18 protein-coding genes and 1 pseudogene are annotated in these 22,309 nt (G+C 30.2%); 5 read left to right on the top strand and 14 right to left on the bottom strand.

Annotated elements, in window-relative coordinates; translation table 11 throughout:
• Positions 1–215: 215 nt before the first annotated feature.
• Positions 216–1,466 carry a MiaB/RimO family radical SAM methylthiotransferase gene (locus QZ306_RS02730; protein ID WP_295160720.1) on the top strand — a complete coding sequence of 417 codons (1,251 nt, stop codon included), beginning with the start codon at positions 216–218 and terminating at the stop codon, positions 1,464–1,466.
• Between the two features lie 28 nt (positions 1,467–1,494).
• The gene (locus QZ306_RS02725) at positions 1,495–2,166 is read left to right on the top strand and encodes a suppressor of fused domain protein (RefSeq protein WP_295160717.1); all 672 of its coding nucleotides are present in this window, start codon (positions 1,495–1,497) and stop codon (positions 2,164–2,166) included.
• A gap of 30 nt (positions 2,167–2,196) precedes the next feature.
• Here the strand turns inward: QZ306_RS02725 and QZ306_RS02720 are convergent, their stop codons facing one another.
• The 5 genes from QZ306_RS02720 to QZ306_RS02700 all read right to left on the bottom strand — a co-directional run bounded on the left by QZ306_RS02720 (position 2,197) and on the right by QZ306_RS02700 (position 8,362).
• Entirely contained in the window at positions 2,197–2,634 is a 438-nt protein-coding gene (locus QZ306_RS02720) for an RbsD/FucU domain-containing protein (protein WP_295160714.1), read from the bottom strand.
• 80 nt (positions 2,635–2,714) lie between these two features.
• On the bottom strand, positions 2,715–4,496 hold the full coding sequence (locus QZ306_RS02715; protein WP_295160711.1) for an L-fucose isomerase: 1,782 nt from the start codon (positions 4,494–4,496) through the stop codon (positions 2,715–2,717).
• A gap of 33 nt (positions 4,497–4,529) precedes the next feature.
• Positions 4,530–5,552 carry an ABC transporter substrate-binding protein gene (locus QZ306_RS02710; protein ID WP_295160708.1) on the bottom strand — a complete coding sequence of 341 codons (1,023 nt, stop codon included), beginning with the start codon at positions 5,550–5,552 and terminating at the stop codon, positions 4,530–4,532.
• 22 nt (positions 5,553–5,574) lie between these two features.
• Entirely contained in the window at positions 5,575–6,792 is a 1,218-nt protein-coding gene (locus QZ306_RS02705) for an ABC transporter permease (RefSeq protein WP_295160706.1), read from the bottom strand.
• Positions 6,793–6,865: 73 nt separating this feature from the next.
• On the bottom strand, positions 6,866–8,362 hold the full coding sequence (locus QZ306_RS02700) for a sugar ABC transporter ATP-binding protein (protein ID WP_295160703.1): 1,497 nt from the start codon (positions 8,360–8,362) through the stop codon (positions 6,866–6,868).
• A 238-nt stretch (positions 8,363–8,600) separates the two neighbouring features.
• On the opposite strand from QZ306_RS02700, the gene QZ306_RS02695 reads away from it, so the two are divergent.
• The 3 genes from QZ306_RS02695 to fucO are packed head-to-tail and all read left to right on the top strand — an operon-like array spanning position 8,601 to position 11,944.
• Entirely contained in the window at positions 8,601–10,013 is a 1,413-nt protein-coding gene (locus tag QZ306_RS02695; RefSeq protein WP_295160700.1) for a rhamnulokinase family protein, read from the top strand.
• Between the two features lie 60 nt (positions 10,014–10,073).
• Positions 10,074–10,736 (top strand): L-fuculose-phosphate aldolase, encoded by a 663-nt coding sequence (locus tag QZ306_RS02690; RefSeq protein WP_295160697.1) that lies wholly within the window; start codon positions 10,074–10,076, stop codon positions 10,734–10,736.
• Between the two features lie 59 nt (positions 10,737–10,795).
• Entirely contained in the window at positions 10,796–11,944 is a 1,149-nt protein-coding gene (gene fucO, locus QZ306_RS02685; protein ID WP_295160694.1) for a lactaldehyde reductase, read from the top strand.
• Between the two features lie 17 nt (positions 11,945–11,961).
• Here fucO and QZ306_RS02680 read toward each other — a convergent pair whose 3' ends face one another.
• The 9 genes and pseudogenes from QZ306_RS02680 to QZ306_RS10645 form a co-directional block, all read right to left on the bottom strand.
• On the bottom strand, positions 11,962–12,948 hold the full coding sequence (locus QZ306_RS02680; RefSeq protein ID WP_295160691.1) for a LacI family DNA-binding transcriptional regulator: 987 nt from the start codon (positions 12,946–12,948) through the stop codon (positions 11,962–11,964).
• Positions 12,949–13,152: 204 nt separating this feature from the next.
• Positions 13,153–15,354 (bottom strand): flagellar filament capping protein FliD, encoded by a 2,202-nt coding sequence (fliD, locus tag QZ306_RS02675; RefSeq protein WP_295160688.1) that lies wholly within the window; start codon positions 15,352–15,354, stop codon positions 13,153–13,155.
• A 129-nt stretch (positions 15,355–15,483) separates the two neighbouring features.
• The gene (locus QZ306_RS02670; RefSeq protein ID WP_295160686.1) at positions 15,484–16,614 is read right to left on the bottom strand and encodes a DUF362 domain-containing protein; all 1,131 of its coding nucleotides are present in this window, start codon (positions 16,612–16,614) and stop codon (positions 15,484–15,486) included.
• Positions 16,615–16,686: 72 nt separating this feature from the next.
• Positions 16,687–17,685, bottom strand: coding sequence for a glycosyltransferase family 2 protein (locus QZ306_RS02665; protein ID WP_295160683.1), 999 nt, complete (start codon positions 17,683–17,685; stop codon positions 16,687–16,689).
• 25 nt (positions 17,686–17,710) lie between these two features.
• Entirely contained in the window at positions 17,711–18,538 is an 828-nt protein-coding gene (locus QZ306_RS02660) for a thioredoxin fold domain-containing protein (RefSeq protein WP_295160681.1), read from the bottom strand.
• 87 nt (positions 18,539–18,625) lie between these two features.
• Positions 18,626–19,684: a tRNA 2-thiouridine(34) synthase MnmA gene (mnmA, locus tag QZ306_RS02655; protein WP_295160679.1), complete on the bottom strand. Its 1,059-nt coding sequence runs from the start codon at positions 19,682–19,684 to the stop codon at positions 18,626–18,628.
• A 74-nt stretch (positions 19,685–19,758) separates the two neighbouring features.
• On the bottom strand, positions 19,759–20,436 hold the full coding sequence (locus tag QZ306_RS02650) for an SH3 domain-containing protein (protein ID WP_295160678.1): 678 nt from the start codon (positions 20,434–20,436) through the stop codon (positions 19,759–19,761).
• A 24-nt stretch (positions 20,437–20,460) separates the two neighbouring features.
• Positions 20,461–22,164: a BatD family protein gene (locus tag QZ306_RS02645; protein ID WP_295160676.1), complete on the bottom strand. Its 1,704-nt coding sequence runs from the start codon at positions 22,162–22,164 to the stop codon at positions 20,461–20,463.
• Positions 22,148–22,309: pseudogene (locus QZ306_RS10645) on the bottom strand (aerotolerance protein); the annotation flags it as partial. The pseudogene QZ306_RS10645 and the gene QZ306_RS02645, both read right to left, overlap by 17 nt.

Genomic DNA, 22,309 nt, shown 5'->3' with positions numbered 1-22,309 from the left:
AACATAATCATATTAACATAATTAGTAAATTCTGCAAGTAGTAAAAATAAAAAAATATGCTATTATGTTAATCGGATTTTTTATTCTTTAATTTAATAAAAATATTATGTTAATTTATTTTTTACATTATTTGTATTATTATTATTTTAAATATATACTTAATTAATACTAATCAGTTCATTATTATTTAAATTATTTTAAAGAGAATATTTATTATGAATATACATATACATACTTTCGGATGCAGATTAAATCAATATGAAAGCGAAAAAATATCTTATGAATTAAAAAGCATGGGAGCAAATATCACGGAGTTAAATAATGCTGATGCTGTGGCAATCAATACATGTACAGTTACAAATTACAGCGATAAAAAACTTGCATCCTATTTAGAAAAACTTGAAGAGACATCTCTGAAAAAAATATTTCTTATAGGATGTTATGCATCGAAAAAAGATAAAGATTCTTATGTTTTAAAAGATAATATAATTCTTATACCGAATGAAAAAAAAGAAGAGGCATCTGAAATAATATTCAATACTATGCATAATAATGCAGAAAGTAAAATAAACAGTCCTATATTTTTTCCTCAGGAGCAAAGCAGGGCATATTTAAAAATACAAGACGGATGCGAGGTTTTCTGCACATACTGCATAGTGTCAAGAGTAAGAGGAAATCATAAAAGCGCAGAGCCGAAAAAAATTTTTGAAGCTTTAAAAACGGCTGATGACTGCGGATATAAAGAAATAGTGCTTACGGGACTCAATCTGGGTTCATATAATTATAATAATGAAATTAACTTCTGCAATATATTAACTAAAATATTGGAGCATTCCTCAAAATACGGTATCAGAATAAGGCTTTCATCTGTTGAGCCGTTTTACTTTGATGATAAGCTTATAAGTTTATTTAAAAATGAAGATGTGCTTTGCAGTCATGCCCATATACCTTTGCAGTCGGGAAGCAATAAAATACTGAAGCTTATGAATAGAAGATATACAAGAGAAGATTATCTTAAAATAATAGAAAAACTATATAAAACTAATTCAAATATGTCTGTAAGCAGCGATGTTATGGTAGGATTTCCTTACGAGGATAATATTGATTTTAACAGCACTTATGATTTATGCAGTAAATCAAAGTTCATAAAAATTCATATATTCAGATATTCAAACAGAGAAAATACTCCTTCATCAAAAATGGACGGACAGGTAGGATACAGAACAAAATTAAAAAGAGCAAAAATACTGAATGATTTAAATAATAAATTAAAAGATTCTTACTATACAAATGCTATAGGAAGAGATTTAAAAATAATAATAGAAAAAGCTTTATCTGATAATAAATATATCGGAACAAGCTCAGAATATCTAAAATGCAAACTTATTACAGAAAATCAATTAAGCAAAAAAGATATTTTTAAAGCTAAAGCGCTAAAATACGAAAATGGTATTATAATCTGCTGATAATCAAATTAACAAAATCGGAGGAAAAATGAGTAAAGATTTAGAGGGTTTAAACAATATTGAAAATACGGCAAATACCTCAGGATTTGACGCCATATCTGAAGCATTTGAGAAAATATATAAAAATCAAAAATCTCCTTTGCATTACAGCCCTATAATATCATATCAGCTTGGAGGAAAAGATCCTTTAGACGGAATAAGCATTTACAGAGAAAACGGATACTATCATTTTGTTACTTACGGATTAAGCGAGCTTTATGAAAAAGAATCTGAAAATATAGAATACAGCGGATTCGGATTTGAACTTACTTTCAAATTAAAAATGAATGAAAAGCAAAAAAATAATACAAAAGATGATGATGCCTCAGATAATGAAATAAAAACGGTTATTGGATTTTTACAGCAATTAGCAAAATATGTATTTGAAAGCGGAGAAATACTTAATCCGTATGAATATATATGGACAAAGCAAAAAGAAGGAATAGATTCAAAGCAAGAATCTAAAATTACAGGATTTATAACAATACCAGATGAGGCTGGAGAAATAGACACTCCTAACGGAAAGGTTGTTTTTGTTGAACTTTTAGGAGCTACAGACAGCGAACTTAATGCTTTATACAATAAAAAAATTACTGTAAAAGAACTGGCAGAAAAAATAGCTACCGATATAACAGATTACGGCAGAGACACCTTAATATAATACTTAGATACAGACTTTCAGAAAATAATATTATCTATTATTTGGGAAAATTACGCCTTTTTTAAGTATAATATTTGCATATATTTCAAGTTCGCTTGTGGCAACGATTGCATATACATTTGCGCATCTGTCATAATATGCAAATCTTTCTAAATATTCATATCCTACTTTTTGATATTTTGATATTATATCTTTATATTCAGCCCATACATTCGGTTCTCTTCCGAAATCATTATTAGGCTGCATTAATACAATAGGGCTTTCCACAAAAGTATCTAAAGGAAATAAAGGCATAATTGCTTTTAAAATAGCAGGTATATCTATTCCGTCAAGCCTGATAATTCTTTTTACATTATAATCATGAGAAGGAAAATTACCGTCTGCAAATAGTATTTCGCTTCCATGTCCCATTTCGCATAATATTTTTAATAGTTCGGGAGAAATTACAGGATCTATTCCTTTTAACATATTATAAGTCCTTAAATTATAATTTTTATAAAAAATCCCATTTAATATTACTAAGCATTAAATGGGATTACAATTATATTTTATCCGGCTGTCTTTCCAAATAAAGGTCCGAAATGCCTGCATGCCCTGAAATCTGCGCCTTCTAAATCTTTAGTGCCGAAAGATTTCCAAGCTTTAGGTCTGAATATTTTATCTTCGCTTACATTATGCATACTTACAGGAATACGAAGCATAGAAGCTAAAGTAATTAAATCAGCCCCGATATGTCCGTAAGCTGCTGCGCAGTGATTAGCACCCCAGTCATTCATTACAGAATAAACATCTTTAAATGAATCTTTACCCGTAAGTATAGGGGCAAACCAAGTACTAGGCCAAGCAGAATCTGTTCTTTTATTTATAATGCTGAATATACCATCATCAATATTAACGGCATAACCTTCAGCTATTTGAAGCACAGGACCGTATCCTTTAACTAAATTGAGTCTTATAATAGTCATAGGCATTTCGCCTTTGGTAAGAAAAGTAGATGAGAATCCGCCTCCTCTGAAATACTCTCTGTTAGCGGGAGAAAACTCTGTGGCATCAAGACATTTTTTAGCCTCTTCCTCAGTAATATTCCAATATTCTTTTAAAGCAGGATTTCCACTAATTTTTTGCTCTCCCGTCCAATCTAAAGAAGCAGCACCAGAATTAATTAAATGAATGATGCCTTTTTCAGCTTTTCCTGTAAGCTCTTTTCCAGTAACTCTTTTAACAGCCTCAGGACTCCAGTAAGTTCTGACATCGGCAAATAACTGAGATCTGCTTGTTAATAAATGAGCAAAGAGCATAGAAATACCATTTAAAGAATCATTTTCAGTAGCAACAACAAAAGGTTCTCTTATTCCGTTCCAATCAAAAGATGAATTAAGAACAGCTTCGGCAAAATCTCCATTAGGCATAAAATCAGTCCAATGTCTCTGTCCCTGAAAACCTCCCGCTATAGCATTATGCCCCTGAGCCTCTTCTATATAGCCCATTTCAGCTAATTTAGGATTTCCTATCATTAAATCGCGCATAATCATAGCCATTTTAATGGAAACAGCCCATTCTTTTTCTTTATCTTCATCTGAAGCTTTTACTTTATTATTATCGCTTCCTTTTTTGCATTGCTTAGCCCATTGCCATGCTTTTTCAAATTCTTCTTTATCATAAATATCAAGCTCCAATCTTCTTTTAATTTCACTCATATCCACAAACTCAGTTCTCATTCCTAAGTAATCAAGCAAAAATTCCGCATTAACCATAGAGCCCATAATACCCATAGCAACATATCCCATACTTATATAGGACTGATCTTTCATAGTAGCTGCTGCAAGTCCTGCTCTTGCAAATCTAAGTATCTTCTCTTTAACATCATCAGGAATATTTTCATCGCATGCATCCTGAACATCTTTGCCGTAAATAGAGAAAACGGGAAGCCCCAATTGAGTATGACATGCATCTGCAGCCGCCAGATAAACAGCACCTGGTCTCTCAGTACCATTAAATCCCCATATAGCTTTAGGTATGGCTGAAGTCATATCAATAGTTTCAGAACCATAACACCAGCAAGGAGTAACGGTAAGAGTTAAAGCGACATTATTTTCATCAAATTTTTTCTGACATCTTGCAGCTTCGGCAACTCCTCCTATAGTAGTATCGGAGATTATGCATTCAACTTTTTCTCCGCTGGGATGCTTTATATTATCCTCTATAAGTTTAGCTGCTATTTTAGCCATATTCATAGTGGTCTCTTCAAGAGATTCTCTTACCCCGTTTCTTCTGCCGTCTATAACAGGTCTTATACCTACTTTCGGCAGATTATTTTGCATTCTAAACATAATTACTGTAATTCCTCCGTAAATTTAATATAATTACTCATATAGCAATTTAGCTATTTCAGGATCATCTATATTTGTTTTATCATACCATTTTGCGCTTGTATCTATATTTGAAACGGCTTCGCCTTTAGAAGCTTTAACAGCCAGAGTAACCGCCTGATAACCGATATTATAAGGATCTTGAGTAACAGAACCTTGTATTATTGAGCTTCTTATAGCGTCTAACTGAGGTTTTCCTGAATCAAATCCCATAACTACTAAATCTCCTCCGTCCTGAGCATCGCCTACTATTGTATTTGCAGCATTTGGTTCAGCGCTTTTATATACAACTAAGAAGCCTCTAGCCATAGCTTCATTAGATAAATAAATTCCTAAAACGCTTTTACCTCTTAAAGCATTAACTTCATTGGCTATGTCGGCTTCGTTTTGAGTGGTGGGAACTATCACCTGCAGAATATATTTTCCTGAAGTAGCAGCATCTTGATCGGCTAATTGAGTAAATCTTTTTACAAAACCTTCGGCTCTTCCTATGCCAGTATCTGAATTATCCAATTGAAGTACGGCTATTTTAGCTTTATTCTGAGGAGTAAAAGCAGATATTCTTGTTTTTAAAGCTTCAAACATTTTATCAGCCACTACTAGAGCGGCGGCTCTGTTATCGGTGGAAGCTGTGGCAAGTACAGCCCCCTGAGCCTGATTAGGCAGTATGCCTGAGTCAAAACCAATTAAAGGAATATTTTTTTCTTTAATTCTTTTAATTTGTTCAGTAAAATCTCCAGTTACAGCGGCAAAAGCTATAGCTGCAGGATTTTTATTGATTTCGCTGTCCAATAAATCCTGCTGTGCTTTTGAATCGGATTCGGTTTCAGGACCTACAAAACTAATTTTGACGCCGTTTTCTTTGGCGGCAGTTTCAGCACCTTCTCTGACAGTTACCCAAAACTTATGCTGAAATCCTTTAGATATAACAGCTATATAAGGCTCCTTGTTCCCGCAGCTTGACAATAAAGCTGTTAATCCTATTAAAGTAAAGCTTAGTAATAAAATCTTTTTCATTTTATACTCCTTAATTTTTTTATTATTTTAATTTTTTCTTTTTCTCTATTAAATTATTAATTTTTGATTTTGCTTCTGAAATCTCTTTAGAATAATCCTTATGCGTATCAGATATATAATAATCTATTTTTACTCTGAAAGATTCTATTTCCTCTTCCAAACGCTCAATACTTTCTTTTTTTATATCTGTCTTTTTTACTTTATTAGACATTTTTATTCTGTAAACATCTATAAGTACAGCTATAATAACTACTATGCCTATAGTAAAATATTGAAAGAACTGCTCAACGCCTACAGAAGGAAGCCCAACTTTTAATACAGACATTATATATACCCCTATTATTGTTCCTATTATGGAGCCTACCCCCCCTGATAAAGATGTGCCTCCGATAACTACGGCGGCTATGGCATCAAATTCATAACCCTGCCCTGCTCCCGGGCTTATGCTTGAATAACTGGCGGCAAATGTTAAACCGCCTATACCGCAGAAAAATCCCGCTATTGTATAGCTGATAATTTTCCATTTATTAGTTTTTATGCCAGAAAGTCTTGCAGCCTCTTCATTGCTTCCAAGAGCAAATATATATCTTCCGACTATTGTTTTAGTCAGAACGATTACAGATATTATAATAAATACTGCAAGCATTATAAAACCTGAAGGAAAATTTGACTTAGTTGCATTAAATAATACTCTGAACAAGCCGTAATCTGGATCCGTTATTGTAGGATAATATATAGTTTGAGATTTTGATATTATGCCTGATAATCCTTTAGTAACCATAAGCATGCCTAAAGTGGCAATAAACGGAGGCAGATTAAAATATGAAATTAAAAAACCGTTTATAAATCCTGCTGAAGTTGCAACTGCTATTACTATAACAAGTACAGCCCACATAGGAACTTTAAAATTGTTTATAAGCACTCCTCCCACCATTGCAGCAAATAATGCAAGAGAGCCAATAGACAGATCAATACCTCCCGTTATTATAACAAATGTTACTCCTATAGCCAGAAAACCGATAAAATATGAATTTCTTAGTATCAATGAAAATGTATCAAATGTAAAAAAATTCCTTCCAGCTAAACAAAAAAACACATATAGAATTAAAAGAGCAACTACCGTTAAGAACTTCTGAAGCCCGTTCTTTTTTAAATATATTAATGTATTTCTGACTTTTCTTCTCATTCTCGCTTTAAAACAAAGCTTGCCTGTAAAAGTATTATTCTCAGTATTGTACATATAATTCACTCCATTTAATTATTTATTTGCCGACTTATTTTAATAAATTAATTCTGTCAAAATCGGCAAAAGATTATCTCATAGTTGCATATTTCATAATATCATCTTGTGTAGCACCTTTTATATCCAATTCTCCCGTCTTTTTTCCTTCCGACATAATTAAAATTCTGTCGCTCATTCTAAGTATTTCAACCAAATCGGAAGAAATCATTATTATAGATTTTCCCATAGATACCAGCTGCTCCATCAGATTATATATTTCGCTTCTGGCTCCCACATCTATTCCTCTGGTAGGCTCATCAAATATTAATACTTTGCATTCTTTAATAAGCCAATTTGCTATTACAACTTTCTGCTGATTTCCTCCGGATAAATTTTTAACTAACTGATTTATAGAGGGGGTTTTTATATTTAATGATTTTACCTGTTCTTCTGATATATCTGTTACTTTTGCATTCTGCACCATAAGCATATTTGAAAATCTATCATAATTACCAAGCATCATATTTTCAAATATTGGAAGACCCAATGCAAGACCGTATCTCTTTCTGTCTTCGGAAAGATAACCTATTCCGCTTTTTACCGCATCTATTGGAGATTTAATTGATACTTCTTTATCATAAACAAATATTTTTCCGCTTTCAAATTTATCGGCTCCGAAAATAGCTCTTGCCGTTTCAGTTCTTCCCGCACCCATAAGACCTGCAAATCCTAAAATTTCTCCCTGTTTTAATGAGAAGCTTACATCTTTAACTATACCCGGTACTATAAGATTTTCCACTCTTAAAATATCTTTAGCATTTTTTGATACTTTGCTTTCTGTTTTAGGTGTTTCATATATAACTCTTCCCACCATTAGATTTACTATTTCATCTTTATTTGTATCTTTAGTAATTTTGGTATCTATATATTCGCCGTCTCTTATAACTGTTATCCTATCTGACAATATAAATAATTCATCTAATCTATGAGAGATATATACTATTGACACGCCCGAAATCTGCAAATCTTTTATAATTCTAAAAAGTTCTTTAGTTTCTGATTCTGTCAAAGCTGCTGTAGGTTCGTCTAATATTAATATTTTTGAATCATGAGTTAAAGCTTTTGCTATTTCCACAAGCTGCTGCTTTCCTACGGTTAAAGATCCTATTTTAAGGGCAGGATTTATATCAACATTCATTCCTTTAAATATTTTGTCACATCTTTTTATCATTAATTTATCATTTATTAATCCGAACTTATTTAAAGGTTCATGTCCTATAAATATATTCTGAGCCACAGTTAAATGATTCATCAAATTTAATTCCTGATGCACTATTGATATGCCGTTTTCTAGAGCTTCTTTGGGACCTGACACATCTAAAGGTTTTCCGAAATATTCTATGCTGCCTGCATCTTTTTTATATATGCCCGACAGAATTTTCATAAGCGTAGATTTTCCAGCTCCATTTTCTCCAATTAAAGCCATTATTTCTCCTTTAATTAAAGAAAAGTTAAAATTTTTTAGCGCATATACTCCTTTGAATCTCTTTTCTATGCCTGTCATTTTTAAAATTATATTATCATTCATAGAATAATTTAATCCTTAAAATAAAATTTTCAGATATTTATATTATAGTAAATAAAATAAACATAATCAAAAAACTTTTATATTTTTTTATAAAAATTTATATTTTATCTAGTTTTTTATAATTTTTATTTTTTGCTTAAAAATATTTTATTATTTACAAAAATAGATATTTTTTTTATTGAATATCAAACAAAAATATATTATATTATAACTATATCAATAAAAATGGTGAAATTACATGATTAATGATAAATTTTATTCTATAGCCTGTGATTTTGGTTCATCAGGCGGAAAAATTTTTCTTTCGGAATTTAAAAATAATAAAATGACATTACAGGAAATACATAGATTTTCTTTAGCTCCTATAAAGATTAATAATTATTATTATACTGATTTTTTATATATGTATAACGAATTATTAAAAGGAATAAGAAAAGCGGCGGATATTGGAATTCAGCCTTCATCTGTAGGAATAAACTCATGGGGGGTAGATTATGCATATATAGATAAAAGAGGAGAACTACTGTCAAATCCGATAAATTACAGAGATACAAGAACTGTAAATACGGTAAAAAAACTTGAAAAAATAGGATTGACAGCTAAGGAACTTTATAATATAACAGGCATATCATGCATGCCCTTCAACAGTATTATGCAGATATATGAAGATATTGAAGAGAGAGCTGATATAGTTAATAAAGCCGAAACATTATTATTCCTACCCGACTTATTCGGATATTTTCTAACAGGAAATGCTTTAAGCGAATATACTATAGCTTCAACCTCTCAGCTTATAGACATACATAAAAAAGAATGGTCTGAAGAAATTTTAGAGAAAATTAATTTTGATATTAATAAACTGCCTATTTTAAATGAAGCTGGCAGTAAAAAAGGCTTATTAAAACAGGAAATAGCGGATTATTTAGGATTAAAGCCGTTTTATGTTGTTGCCGTTGCCTCTCATGATACTGCATCTGCCGTATTATCTGCGCCGATTTTTAATGATAATACCGCATATTTATCTTCAGGCTCTTGGTCTCTTCTTGGCGCGGAACTGAAAGAGCCTATATTAACTAATGAAGCATTTGAAAACAGATTCACAAATGAAATGGGATATGGCAATACTATAAGATTTTTAGAAAATATTAATGGGCTTTGGATTATACAGCTGCTGCAGAAAAAATATCAAATTTCATTTAATGACATTGAAAAACTTGCAAGAGATAACATAGAAGACGGGCATAGAATAGATATTAATGATAATAGATTTTATAATCCTAAAGATATAGAAGATGAAATATTAAATTATTATAAAGATACAAATCAGAGTAAAGTATCGGAAGATTCTAAAGGAATTATAATATCTTCAGTTTATAATTCTCTAGCCGATAGTTATTCTAAATATATTAATAGTCTTAAAAAAATATTAAATAAAGATATTAATACTTTATGCATTGTCGGAGGCGGAGCTAAGGACAAGCTTATATGCGAGCTTACTAAAGAAAGAACTAATTTAAATATTTCCGTAGGACCTGCGGAATGCACCGCAATCGGAAATATATTGGCTCAATTTAAATCTTTAGGTATATTGAAAGACACTAAAGAGATGAGGAAATTAGTTATGAATAGTTTTGAAATAAAAAATATATAATATTTTTTTAAAATAAAAAATATATTTTATAATATTTTATAATATTTTTAAGGAGAAAAAATGTCTGGTTCTAATAGAAAAGATTTATCTAAAAAAATAATAGACGCTTGCTTGAATATGAGAAAAGACGGAGTAAATCAGGGTACGGCAGGAAATATAAGCATAAGATTTAAAAACGGAATGCTTATTACTCCTTCGGGAATGCCTTATGATATTATGACTCCTGACGATATTGTTTTTGTAGATGAGAAAGGAGATTTTGAAAAAGATAAAATACCTTCAAGCGAATGGAAATTTCATTTATCAATTCTTAAGAACAATCCTAATTTCAATGCTGTAATACATAATCATGCCGTATATTCTTCCGCCGTTTCTATTTTAAATATAGATTATATACCGGCAATTCATTATATGGTAGGAGTTGCTGGAGGAAATAAAATTCCATGCGCAAAATATGCAACTTACGGTACTCAGGAGCTATGCGATAATATATCCGAAGCTATGAAAGGATATAAAGCCTGCATATTAAAAAATCATGGCTTGGTTGCATCCGATGAAACTTTGGAAAAAGCCTATCATGTTATGATGGAAGTTGAAAACTTATCAAGACTTTATATTACGGTAAGAAATATCGGAGATTATTCTGTTTTATCTGACAGCGAAATGGAAGTTATTTTGGAAAAGTTTAAAAACTACGGTCTTAATGTAAAACATAAAAAGTAAATTAAATCTTCTTAAAAATAAAAAATAAGAAGAATTATAAAAAATAATAGGAGGGTTTTATGGCTAGATATATTTTAAATGAAACAAGTTATTTTGGAATCGGAGTAAGAAACGAGCTTGCTCCTGAAATTAAATCAAGAGGATTTAAAAAGGCTCTTTTAGTCAGCGATAAAGTATTAGATTCCTGCGGTGTTCTTAAAAAAGTAAAAGATGTTTTAGATAATGCTGATATAGCTTATGAAATATTTTTAGATATAAAGCAAAATCCCACTATAAAAAACTGTAAAGACGGTTTGGCTAAATTTAATGAATCTGGCGCAGATTTCTTAATTGCTGTAGGAGGCGGATCTGTAATGGATGTTGCTAAAGCTATAGGCATTACTAAAAATAATCCAGAATTCCAAGATGTTAAATCTCTTGAAGGCGTTGCCGCTACAAAAAATAAAAGCGTCCCTATTATGGCTCTTCCTACTACCTGCGGTACTGCAGCTGAGGTTACTATTAACTATGTAATTATAGATGAGGAAGAAAATAGAAAAATGGTATGTGTTGATCCTAAAGATATACCTATAATTGCTTTAGTGGATGCAGAACTTATGGTTTCTATGCCAAGCAGTCTTGTTGCAGCTACAGGTATGGACGCTTTAACTCATGCCATTGAAGGATATATAACTAAAGGTGCTCATACTATTTCGGATATGTTTGAATATAAGGCTATGCAGCTTATATCTAGGCATTTAAGAGGCGCTGTTAAAGATAAGAATATTGAGGATATGGATCAGATGAGTATCGCTCAATATATTGCAGGTATGGGATTCAGCAATGTGGGACTTGGTATTGTTCACTCTATGGCTCACCCTCTTGGCGCTATATTTGATATACCACATGGTGTTGCTAATGCCGTGCTTCTGCCTATTGTAATGGAGTTTAATATGCCTGTATGTATAGATAAATATGCCGATATAGCCGCCGCAATGGGAGAAAAAACTGACGGATTAGGAAGTAAGGAAGCTGCATTATTGGCTGTGGAAGCTGTAAGAAAACTTTCTAAAGATGTTAATATACCAGCTAATTTAAGAGAATTAAAAATAAAAGAAGAAGATTTGCCCAGACTTGCAAAAGATGCATTGGCAGATGTATGTACGGGAGGAAATCCAAGAGATGTTACACTAGAAGATATATTATCTTTATATAAAAAAGCTTATTAATTTTTTTAATTCAGTAATTACTGCTTCTTCTCGCTTCCTCTTAAATGAAACTGAGCCGAATAATTATATATTTGTTTAGGTGCATTAAAAGCTTTCTGCTCCAAAAGAACAGATGCAGCATTCACTCCTATATCAAAAGCAGGAAAAACTACTTCGGATATATTGGAATTTTCATAAGATAAATGATATAAATTAACTAACTTATCAAATATAATTATTGATACATCTTCAGGTATTGACAGCTTTAATTCTTTTAATGCCTTTAATATTCCTATGGCTAATATCTGATTGGCAGCCAAAATAGAATCAAACTTTATATTATCTTTCACCAATTTTTTAACAATTTCATAACCGCTTTCACTATTATTAAAATCTCCGTAATATACCCTATTTATATTGCTGTCAAGATTATGATTTCTGATACTCTCTAAAAACCCTTCTTTTCTTTCTTGTGCATTACTTAGATTAAGACTTCCTGTTATTATTATAGGATTCTTAGCCCCGCCTTCTATCAGTAAATCAGCTGCTTTCTTAGCGGCGCTGAAATTATTAGATAAATTTTTTATTAATATATCTTCAAATTCTAAATTCCTATCAACCAATGATATTATATTAGCATTACTATAAGGAAGCTTATCCCTTTTAGCAGAAGCGGGCACCCATATAACTCCCATACCCTTATCCTCTTTTATTCTAGAGAAAATTTTTACCTCCGCATCTATAGATTCATTAGTTAAATATAATTCAAATGGAGTATTCTGTTCCTGAACCACAGAAACTATGCCGTTAAATAAATCTAAATAAAATGTATTGCTTAAATCTGGTATTATCAATATGATTTTTCTGATGAAGTTTATATTAAAATATTTATCCATACCTTTATTTTTCAAAATATTATTTATTTTATTTCTAGTAGATTCTTTTACCGAATTTGAATCTTTCAACATTTTAGAAATAGTTGCAGGAGATATTCCGCTTATTCTGGATAATTCTCTAATCTTCACAATTTTACATTTCCTTAAAATTATTTATATGTTTTAATATTTAAAATATATTATAATATTAAATAAAAAAAATCAATCTTAATTGTAAGATTAAAAAATTAAATTATCAATAAAAAAATTTAGTATTATAAAGAAATATTATATTTAAGATGATATAATAACCATTAAAAAATAAATTTATAGCAGTAATTTTTATAAATAAAATTAATTGTTACCCGTATTCTGATTTAGAGAAGATTCAAGTCTCTTTCTCTCTATCTCCGCCTGCTGCAATTCAGACTGCATTCTATAATATGAAGCAAGTCTTTGCTGTCTGTACTCTTCTATTTTATCTCTTTCGGCATCCATTCTTCTTTTATTATCATTTAATCTGTTTCTTGTTACCGCTATGCTGTTTTCAACTATACCCCGAGTCTGAGAATAAGGAGTAATAAAATCGCTCATAGTATAAGCTACACCTGTATCTGGGATATCATCGCCCGTTATATCATTAGAAAACAATTCTTCCACACCATCCATTTGGGTTTCTATTTTATTCATAAACTTTTCTTCATCAACCTGCAGAAATCCCTTTTTTACTTTAGCCCATTCATCGCCTGCATTACCTCTGTTTATGCCTATTTGGTCAAGAAGAGCTAATTCCTCACCATAATCCGTTTCATAAGAATCGGCAACTATCATTCTGACTCTTTGAGAAATATTATTTACTAAAGTATTTCCGCTGAATACTCCGACAAAATAAAGTTTCTTTCTTAATGCAGAATCTGTCATATCAGAATTGAAGTCTATAGCCAAAGTAGTAGCCAAGTCATTTAAATCAGTTCTGTTCATGTTTTCAAGACTGTCTCTTATATCTCTGCTTAAAGGTCTTTGGGTAGTATCATTTAAAAGGTCTATAACTTCATTATATGCCCTAATAAAGTTTACTATTGCATCCACAACATTTTCTCTGTCAACCTGAATTGTAGTAGCAAATGCATTAGGAGTAACTTTTTTGGCTGTTATATTTATGCCATTAACCACATCATTAAATTCATTAGTATCACTGAGAACATCAACGCCGTCAATAGAAGCTCTGGCATCAGCTGCCTCAGACACCAAATAATTAGGAGCATCTTCCTCTTTACCCATATCCTCCAATAATAAATCTTTATAAAATACATTATATCCCGAATTCTTATTGATAAGCACAATTTCCGTAATAACATCTTCAGGTTCGAACTGCCCGCCTATAGGAATATTAAGCCTCTGCCAAGATGAACTTACGGTAGGCAAAGCAAAAAACTTTTCAGCCTCATCTCCCGATTTATTAATATATTTAACACCTATTATTTCAGAATTAAATCCTGCGGCATCTATAGGTTCAGGCGCTTCAGCCTCTGCTCCTTCCTTAGCTTTACGCTCAGCCTCCAAAGCGTCCTTGTATTTTTTTATATCTTCAAAAGTTCTTGAACTATCAGCAGGAGACAATCCCTCACCGTATAATTCAACATCCTTATATTTTACGCTGTCTATCTTATTAAAAGTTACTCCCGTGTCTGGAATAGATAAATCAACCGTAGGAGGCATAACAGGGACTTCTTCTTCATCTAAATTATCTGACACCCTAGCAGTTATTGACAAAGCAATATTTTCATTTGCCTCTGCTTCTCTATGCAAAGGAATAGATAATTTATTTTCTCCCTGCAATACTATAAAGTCATTTTTTACTATGTAATTGGTAGTTAAATTATCAGACTCATCTTCCCATTTATTCAATAACTGCTGATTAAATATATGCCCTAAATATCTGTAAGGTCTTCTTGTAAACATATTAAGTTCTTTCAATATTCCAGAATCATCGCTTACAACCTCCACTATATTTTTAGAACCTGTTTTTACTAAATCTACAGTAAGAACTTGTAAATTTCTAGATTTCTGAGTTATTGTGGTCTTTATTTTTTTGCCGAAAGCCTTATCTATAGATTTTTGAAGATTTACCAAACTTCCGCCTGCAAAATCTACAGATGTTTCTTCCTCTCCTATTTTTAAAACTATTTTTCCTGCAGGCAAAGTATCAGACATATTAAAAGCTTTTGAAGAAAACTTCTGACTTGCAGCTATATCTTTAACGGCTATATCATAGGATGTAGTATTTGCAAGTCTGTTAGCTGTAACGGTAAAATAGTCTGGTATTCCGTCGCCAGTACCTATATATTTTTTAAAAGGAGAACGAAATCCGTAAAGCTCTTTTGAAGCCGAAGAAAGCGTATCCAATCTGGCTTTTAAATCTTCATAAGCTGAAATTTCTCTCTGATAATCTCTAGCATTATCCGCCAAATTAGAAAGAGTAGTGCTTCTTTTATTTACCTCAGCCTCCACAGCATTTTTATATACTTCATCAAGGAAAGCTTCGCTTGTTGCCATAAAAATATATCCCCTTAAAATAATATATATTATATATAAAACTAGAATTTTAATAATTTTGTAAAAATAAATATTTTCTTAAATTATCGGAAGAATATAAAAAATCAATCTTAATTTTAATAATATTTTTTAAAATTTTCTTTTTAATACTATAGCCTTATGAGGGCATAATTCCTGACAGCAGTAGCATGATATGCAGTTTTTATAATAATATTTAGGAGGATAATCAGCCCCTTTTTTTTCAAAATTAAGTGCTAAAGGTGTTACAGGACATACCTTAACGCATACGCCGCATTTTAAGCATTTATTTTTTTCTATAACAGGCTTCGGTATAATAAAGGAAAAAATTTTTTTTATAATAGGAAATTTACTTAACTTCATTAAGCTTCTTCCTATTCCAATACCTTTATGCGGCTTTTTAAAATCATGCACCTTTACGCTTTCTATTCCGTCTCCCAATACCTCAATATCATCTTTATTTGAAAAGCAATGTTTAAAACCCATTTTCAAAGTCGGTATGGTATTATAATCAAAAGATATTATTTCTGAAGCAACATAATCAAGCGCCACAGCATCTGCAGATACTATTAATGCATTTACTTTTTTAGGACTTCCGTTTCTAGGTCCGTTTCCCTCCATAGCTAAAATTCCGTCCATTATATAAAGCTTAGGATTAACAAGTTTATTCAAATCAAGAAGCATAGTTGAAAAATCTTCAAAGTCTGGAAGCTTTAAATGATACTCGGCTTTTCTGAAACCTGGTATGCATCCGAATTGATTTTTTACGGCACCTGTCATAGTTGTAAGGGCATGCGATTTTAATTTAGGTAGGCTTATTATTACATCGGCTTCCCTGACAGGCTTTGATATTGTAAAACTCTTTTCCTGCACCCCATTTTCATAAGAAACTCCTATAGGTTCTTCAAAATCAGCATATTTTACATTTAATTTATTAGCTGCTTCATCTATGCCAGACTTTAATGCCACGCTGCTGCCATGTCCGATGCCGGGTGAATCTCCGTAGAAAATCTCTGTATTTTTTTCCTGAAATATCGATGCAGCCGCCTCAAAAACTACAGGGTGAGTTGTAACCGATCTGTCGGCAGTTTCGGCTGCAAGTAAGTTGGGTTTTAATAATACTTTATCATGTTCTTTGACAAATAAATCTATGCCCCCAAGCAAGTTTATAGCTCTTTTTATAGAAGCTTTAACTTCTTCAAAATTATAATTCTCGCATTTTATTACAGCAACTTTGCTCATAATATTACCTTTAAATTAAAAATGTATTAATATTATATAAAAAATTAATATAATTGTAAATATGCAGAATTATCATAAATTATCATTTTTATAATAATTATATCTGTTTTCTTTGTAGCGTATTGATATATCTTTATTAAATATTTTTAATCTTATATAATTATACCTGTATTTTATTTTGCTGTAATACTCTTTGATTGTCTCAGATTCTATAAAAATAATAAAATCTTCAGAAAAATATTTATAATACTCTTTATTAATATTTTTTAAAGCTTTATTTAAAGTATTTTTTATAATATTAAAAACTTTTCTCTCATCTTCCGCATTAAAATTTTTTGTTCTGAAAGCTAAAAATGCCTCGCCTTCAATATACTTTGCAAATGATAAAGATCTGCTTTCCCAAAAATCATATTTACTGTAAAAATCTTCCAATAATTCAAGCCATTTAGGTATAGCATTTAATAGTATTTTAGGCTCTTTTACTGCGCGTTTTGAATCCTGATTCTCTCTTTTAACATAATGATAATTTGTATTATATTCAAAACTAACATTTTTTGCATACATTAAAAGTTTATGAGAAAATATGCCGTCTTCTCCGGGCTGAATATTTAAAGGATATCTCAGATATTTATAATTATCCAATAATGATTTTCTTATAAACATTGAACATGTAGGAAGTGCTGAATGATAATCTTTATTTACTCTTTTATCTAAACTCCAAAAATTGCTTAATACTACCAAATCGCTGTTATTTTTTTCAGCATTATTATAAAAAACCTCAATAAAATCATTATCAATATAATCATCACTGTCTATGCAAAATATATATTCGCCTCTTGCTTTTTCTATACCGTCATTTCTGGCGGCGGATACTCCCTCATTTTTCTTATCTATTACTATTATTCTCTTTTCTTTACAGGCATATTCTTTTAATATATCAAGAGAATCATCTGAAGATCCGTCATTGATGCATATTATTTCCAACTCTTTATATGTTTGATTGATTACGCTATTTAAACAGGCTCTTAAATATTCAGATACATTATAAACTGGTATTATTATGCTAATCATATCTTTTTAACTGCATTTAAAATAATTAATTGCTTTCATTTATATATGATAATAAAATTTCGTACTGAGCCTTCATATTGTCAGGAGTTTTAACATCATCAATTAATTCTTCTAAATATTTTTTAGGCTCGTCTTTCTCTCCTGCAAGCACCATAGTAACAGCCTTATAATAATGCGCCATATACACTTCTTCGGATTTAGGATAGTCTTTTATAATAGAATCAAAATATTCATTGGCTTTTTTATAATCATTTTTTTGAGCTCTCATTAGGCCAAATCCTAGAAGATATTTAGGCATTCTTTCTTTAGATACCGCATTATTTTCAATCAAGGCATCATATATTTTTTTTGATTCTTCTTCATTTCCAGATTCCATATATAAATCTAATTTTTCCAAACTAGGACCTTTGCTTGCTAAAACAATATTAATTTTATTTAATTTTTCTAAAGCATTTTTCATATAAGGCATAAATTTATCAGCTTCAACATATCCTCCCACATTTTCCAATATTAAACCGTCCGCATTTATAAAAAGTATTGTAGGATAACCCTGAACACCATATTTTTTAGCTATCTCTGAACCTTCTTTTGATGTTTCAGGATTAAGCTTTATGCAAACCATTTTATTTGCAATACTTATAACATCTTTATTTGTATAAGTGCTTTTATCTAATTCCTTACACCAAGTACACCAATCGGTATAAACATCTATCATTATAGGCAGATTTTTATCTTTGGCTTTTTTCATTGCAGCGGATAAATCTTTTTCCCATTTTATTTCAGCATTGGCATTACTGCAAGATACAATAGATACGAATAATATTATTAAAATCATTAATATATTTCTATTCATAAATGCTCTCCTTAATTATACACTATTATAAAATATTTTTATAATAAAACAATAAAAATATAACCGTCAAAATATGCAAAAGTAAATTTAATAAACTATTCCTCCGCATAAGACTATATCTTCATCATAACATACGCATGACTGACCTTTAGCAACTATTCCAGCAGGCTCAAAAAATTTTATTCTGATTATATTTTCTTCTATAGGTATTACCCTTGCCATACTGCCTTTATGGGCACTTCTTGTTTTTACTAAAGCTTCAAATTCTTTTTGTACAGGCTCAGCTATCCAATTAGAATCATATATTGTAACTTCATCAACAAAAGTATGACTCTTATTTCCGACATAAACTGTATTTGTTGCACTGTCTAATGATATTATAAACAACGGTTCTTTATATGCTATACCGAGTCCCTTTCTCTGCCCTACCGTATAATGCCATATTCCTTTATGCTTTCCCAATATTTCATTAGTATCTATATTTATTATAAAGCCTTCTTTATCCTCATCAAACAATCTATGATACTCGCCTGCAAAAAAATCCTGACTTTCGCTTTTCTCAGATACTTCTAAATTGTATTTTCTTGCCATATTTCTGGTATCTTCTTTTGTATTTTCATACATAGGAAAAATTATTTTTGACAATTGATTTTGAGTAAGTCTGTATAAAAAATATGACTGATCTTTTATTAAATTTTTTCCTCTTAATAAAAGATATCTTTTAGTTTTTTCATCATATTTAATACCTGCATAATGCCCTGTTGCAAATTTATCAAATTCCAAGCCTTGCTTTTCTATAGCTTCAAATAAAGCCATAAACTTAATCTGACTATTACACATAATACATGGGTTTGGAGTAAGTCCTTTTTTATAAGATTCTGAAACATAATCTATAACTTTTTTCTGAAAAATATCGCTTATATCAAATGCATAATAATCTATGCCTATAGCCTCAGCATACCTTTTACATTCTTCCGCCATATTTAACTGAGAAGGACTATAACAGGAACCTTTTAAAGGAGCTCTGTTGTCGCCGTTCCAAAGAAGCATGCTGACTCCGAAAACTTTATTGCCCTGCTCTTTTAAAAGCTTTGCCGCAGTAGTAGAATCCACTCCCGCACTCATTCCAACCGCTATTTTCTGCATACCATTTTCCTTATAATAAAATGTCTTAATTTAATAAAATTGCAGATAAATAAAAATATTAATAATTTACTCTTCTATATTTTTTCAGCATATTTTTTATTTATCCAGCCTTTAAAATTCCCTTTAACATAATACCAATTTTCATATTCTTCAGCAACTAACAATTTCTCGCCTTCGGATATTTGAGAAATTATATCTGATTTTGTACTGCTTCCCTTATAGAGATTAACATTATTTACAGTTACTACATAGTCAGAGTTTAAATTATTATAAAAAATAAAATAAAGAATAAAAAATATTAAAGATAATACTAATAAAAGTCTGCTGATTTTCCTATTCTTTATTATAAAAACTATAAGCAAAGTAAAAAATACTAAAAATAATATTAAAAAAATATACATAATAACAATAATCTGAGAATTATAATTATTATTTCCTGTTAATGATTTTATCATAGCCTTTATTTCTTTATCAAAAGGAGATATATTCAAAGCCTTTTCATAATAAAGAACAGCATAACCGTTGCTTCCTATAGCCGCATAGGAAGAAGCTAAATTATAATATAAACTCTTTGAAATTAAATTGGAAGATACAATATCCCTATACATATAATTAGCATCTAAATATTTTCCGTCATTATAAAGATTATTAGCATTTTCAAATAAAGTGTTCAGATAATTCAAATCCGTATTTTCAAAGCCGTATAGAAAATACGATTGAAAGAGTAAAAATATTATAATTATTTTTTTCATTAAATTTATTAAGCCTATATTAATTTATTTTTTTATTTTTAATTCTTTTATATATTTGACAAGCTCAAAAGCATCGGTATGATAATCTTCATTTTCAAATGATTTTCCTGAATATAATTCAAAATTGCATTTATTAATTATATCTTTAATTTTTTCAGTTTTTTCATTATCAATATAACCGCTTAATCTCTCATACAGAGCATTATCATCTTTTAAGTTAAATTTATTTTTTACTGCTGTTAATAAAATATTTTCTACAGATTTGCAATACTCTTTTCTGTCATTTAAATTATATAACTGCAGTATGCTTTTAAAATTATTATCTTTATCATTTTTTGATGAAAATAATAATTTTATATTATTAATTTTTTCAGCATTATAAATCAATAAAGATACAATAATCAATAATGCTATGTAAAAATATATTATATTAATACTGAGTATTTTAAAATTTTTATTTTCGCTTAAATTATTTCTTATTGATACAGCATTAATTACATCGCCGTTATTATCCGCAAATGAATCAGCATCTATTTTATTTCCCAATACTTTTAAATTAATAGACGCAGAATATATATTAGTATATGCCCTATCATTTACGGAAAAATAACAGAAATTAATATTTGAAATTGAAGCGCTTCCCTCATTTTTAGCGACTAAAATATACTCTTTTATTTTTTTACTGATTATTTTATTATCATCAAACCAATTTGTTTCATAGATTTTAGGCTGATATACGGAAAAATAATTTATAATATCATTATTAATTTCAGGCATTGTTATTACAGATGTATTTCCTTCTCCGAACACCTCTATTGTTATCAAAACATTCTCTCCTACGGAAACATTTGTTTTATCAGACTTAACATTAAAAACAAAATTTCCTACTCCTCCTGAAAAATTATCAAAACCTTTTTTATCAGGCAGCGGCAGAACATTTATCTCAATTCTCTCTTCTCCGTACTGCACTCTGTCATAAATAGTACCATTTTTTTCAAATATAAAAGGAGTGGTTAATATAGTTTTTACCCCTATTTTTACAGGATATAAAACTTCTTTTTTTAATGATATAACATTTAATCTTTTTCCGTCTATTATTTCGGTAAAAGAATTATATTCAGACGAATCAGAATAAGAAATAAAATCGGTTCTATCCTGTATTTTAGAAAATCCAAGAACCGAAACTGGTATATGAGTATATGCCTTCTGTGTTATATATACTGGCTCATATAAATATACTTCTTTTTTATTTATATTATTATCAACATATATATCGTCCGCATAATTCAGAAAATCATCAAATCTATTTCCGCTGGGAGTATAATTATCATTTCTGTTTCTGATAGGATAGTCCGTCACTTCTATTTGCACAGGATCTGATATATATGTTCTGTTATTTACTTTAACTTTTATATTATCAAATTTATAAACTCCTTCTTTATTGGCTGCATAAGTAAAATTATATGTCTTTATAGATTTAAATGTTCCTGAAGAATACATCATATTCATACTCTGAGATGTTCCTCTAAGAACAAGCCCGTCAATATCATCTATTAAAACACTTGCAGAACTATCATCTATTGTTACCGATAAAGTAAATATTTCACCTACTCCTATTTTACTGTCCGATATTTTTGAATTAATATTTGCCTGCGGAAATAAAGATGAATAGGTAATAAATAATATTACATATACAGTCTTTATAAATATACTACCAATCCTTATCAATTCTGCCTCCGCCGTAATATTGATCTCCGTTATCCTTATCTTTTCTCATCTGTCTTAAGGATTCTAAGAGTCTGTCTATATCGGATTTACTATCCTGATTATTTTGATTATCCTGATTATTTTGATTATCCTGATTATTTTGATT

The sequence above is a fragment of the uncultured Brachyspira sp. genome (genome assembly GCF_910588665.1).
In the GTDB taxonomy this organism is placed as follows: domain Bacteria; phylum Spirochaetota; class Brachyspiria; order Brachyspirales; family Brachyspiraceae; genus Brachyspira.
Note: the sequence above shows the minus strand (reverse complement) of the source record. Positions and strands in the feature narration are given on the sequence as shown.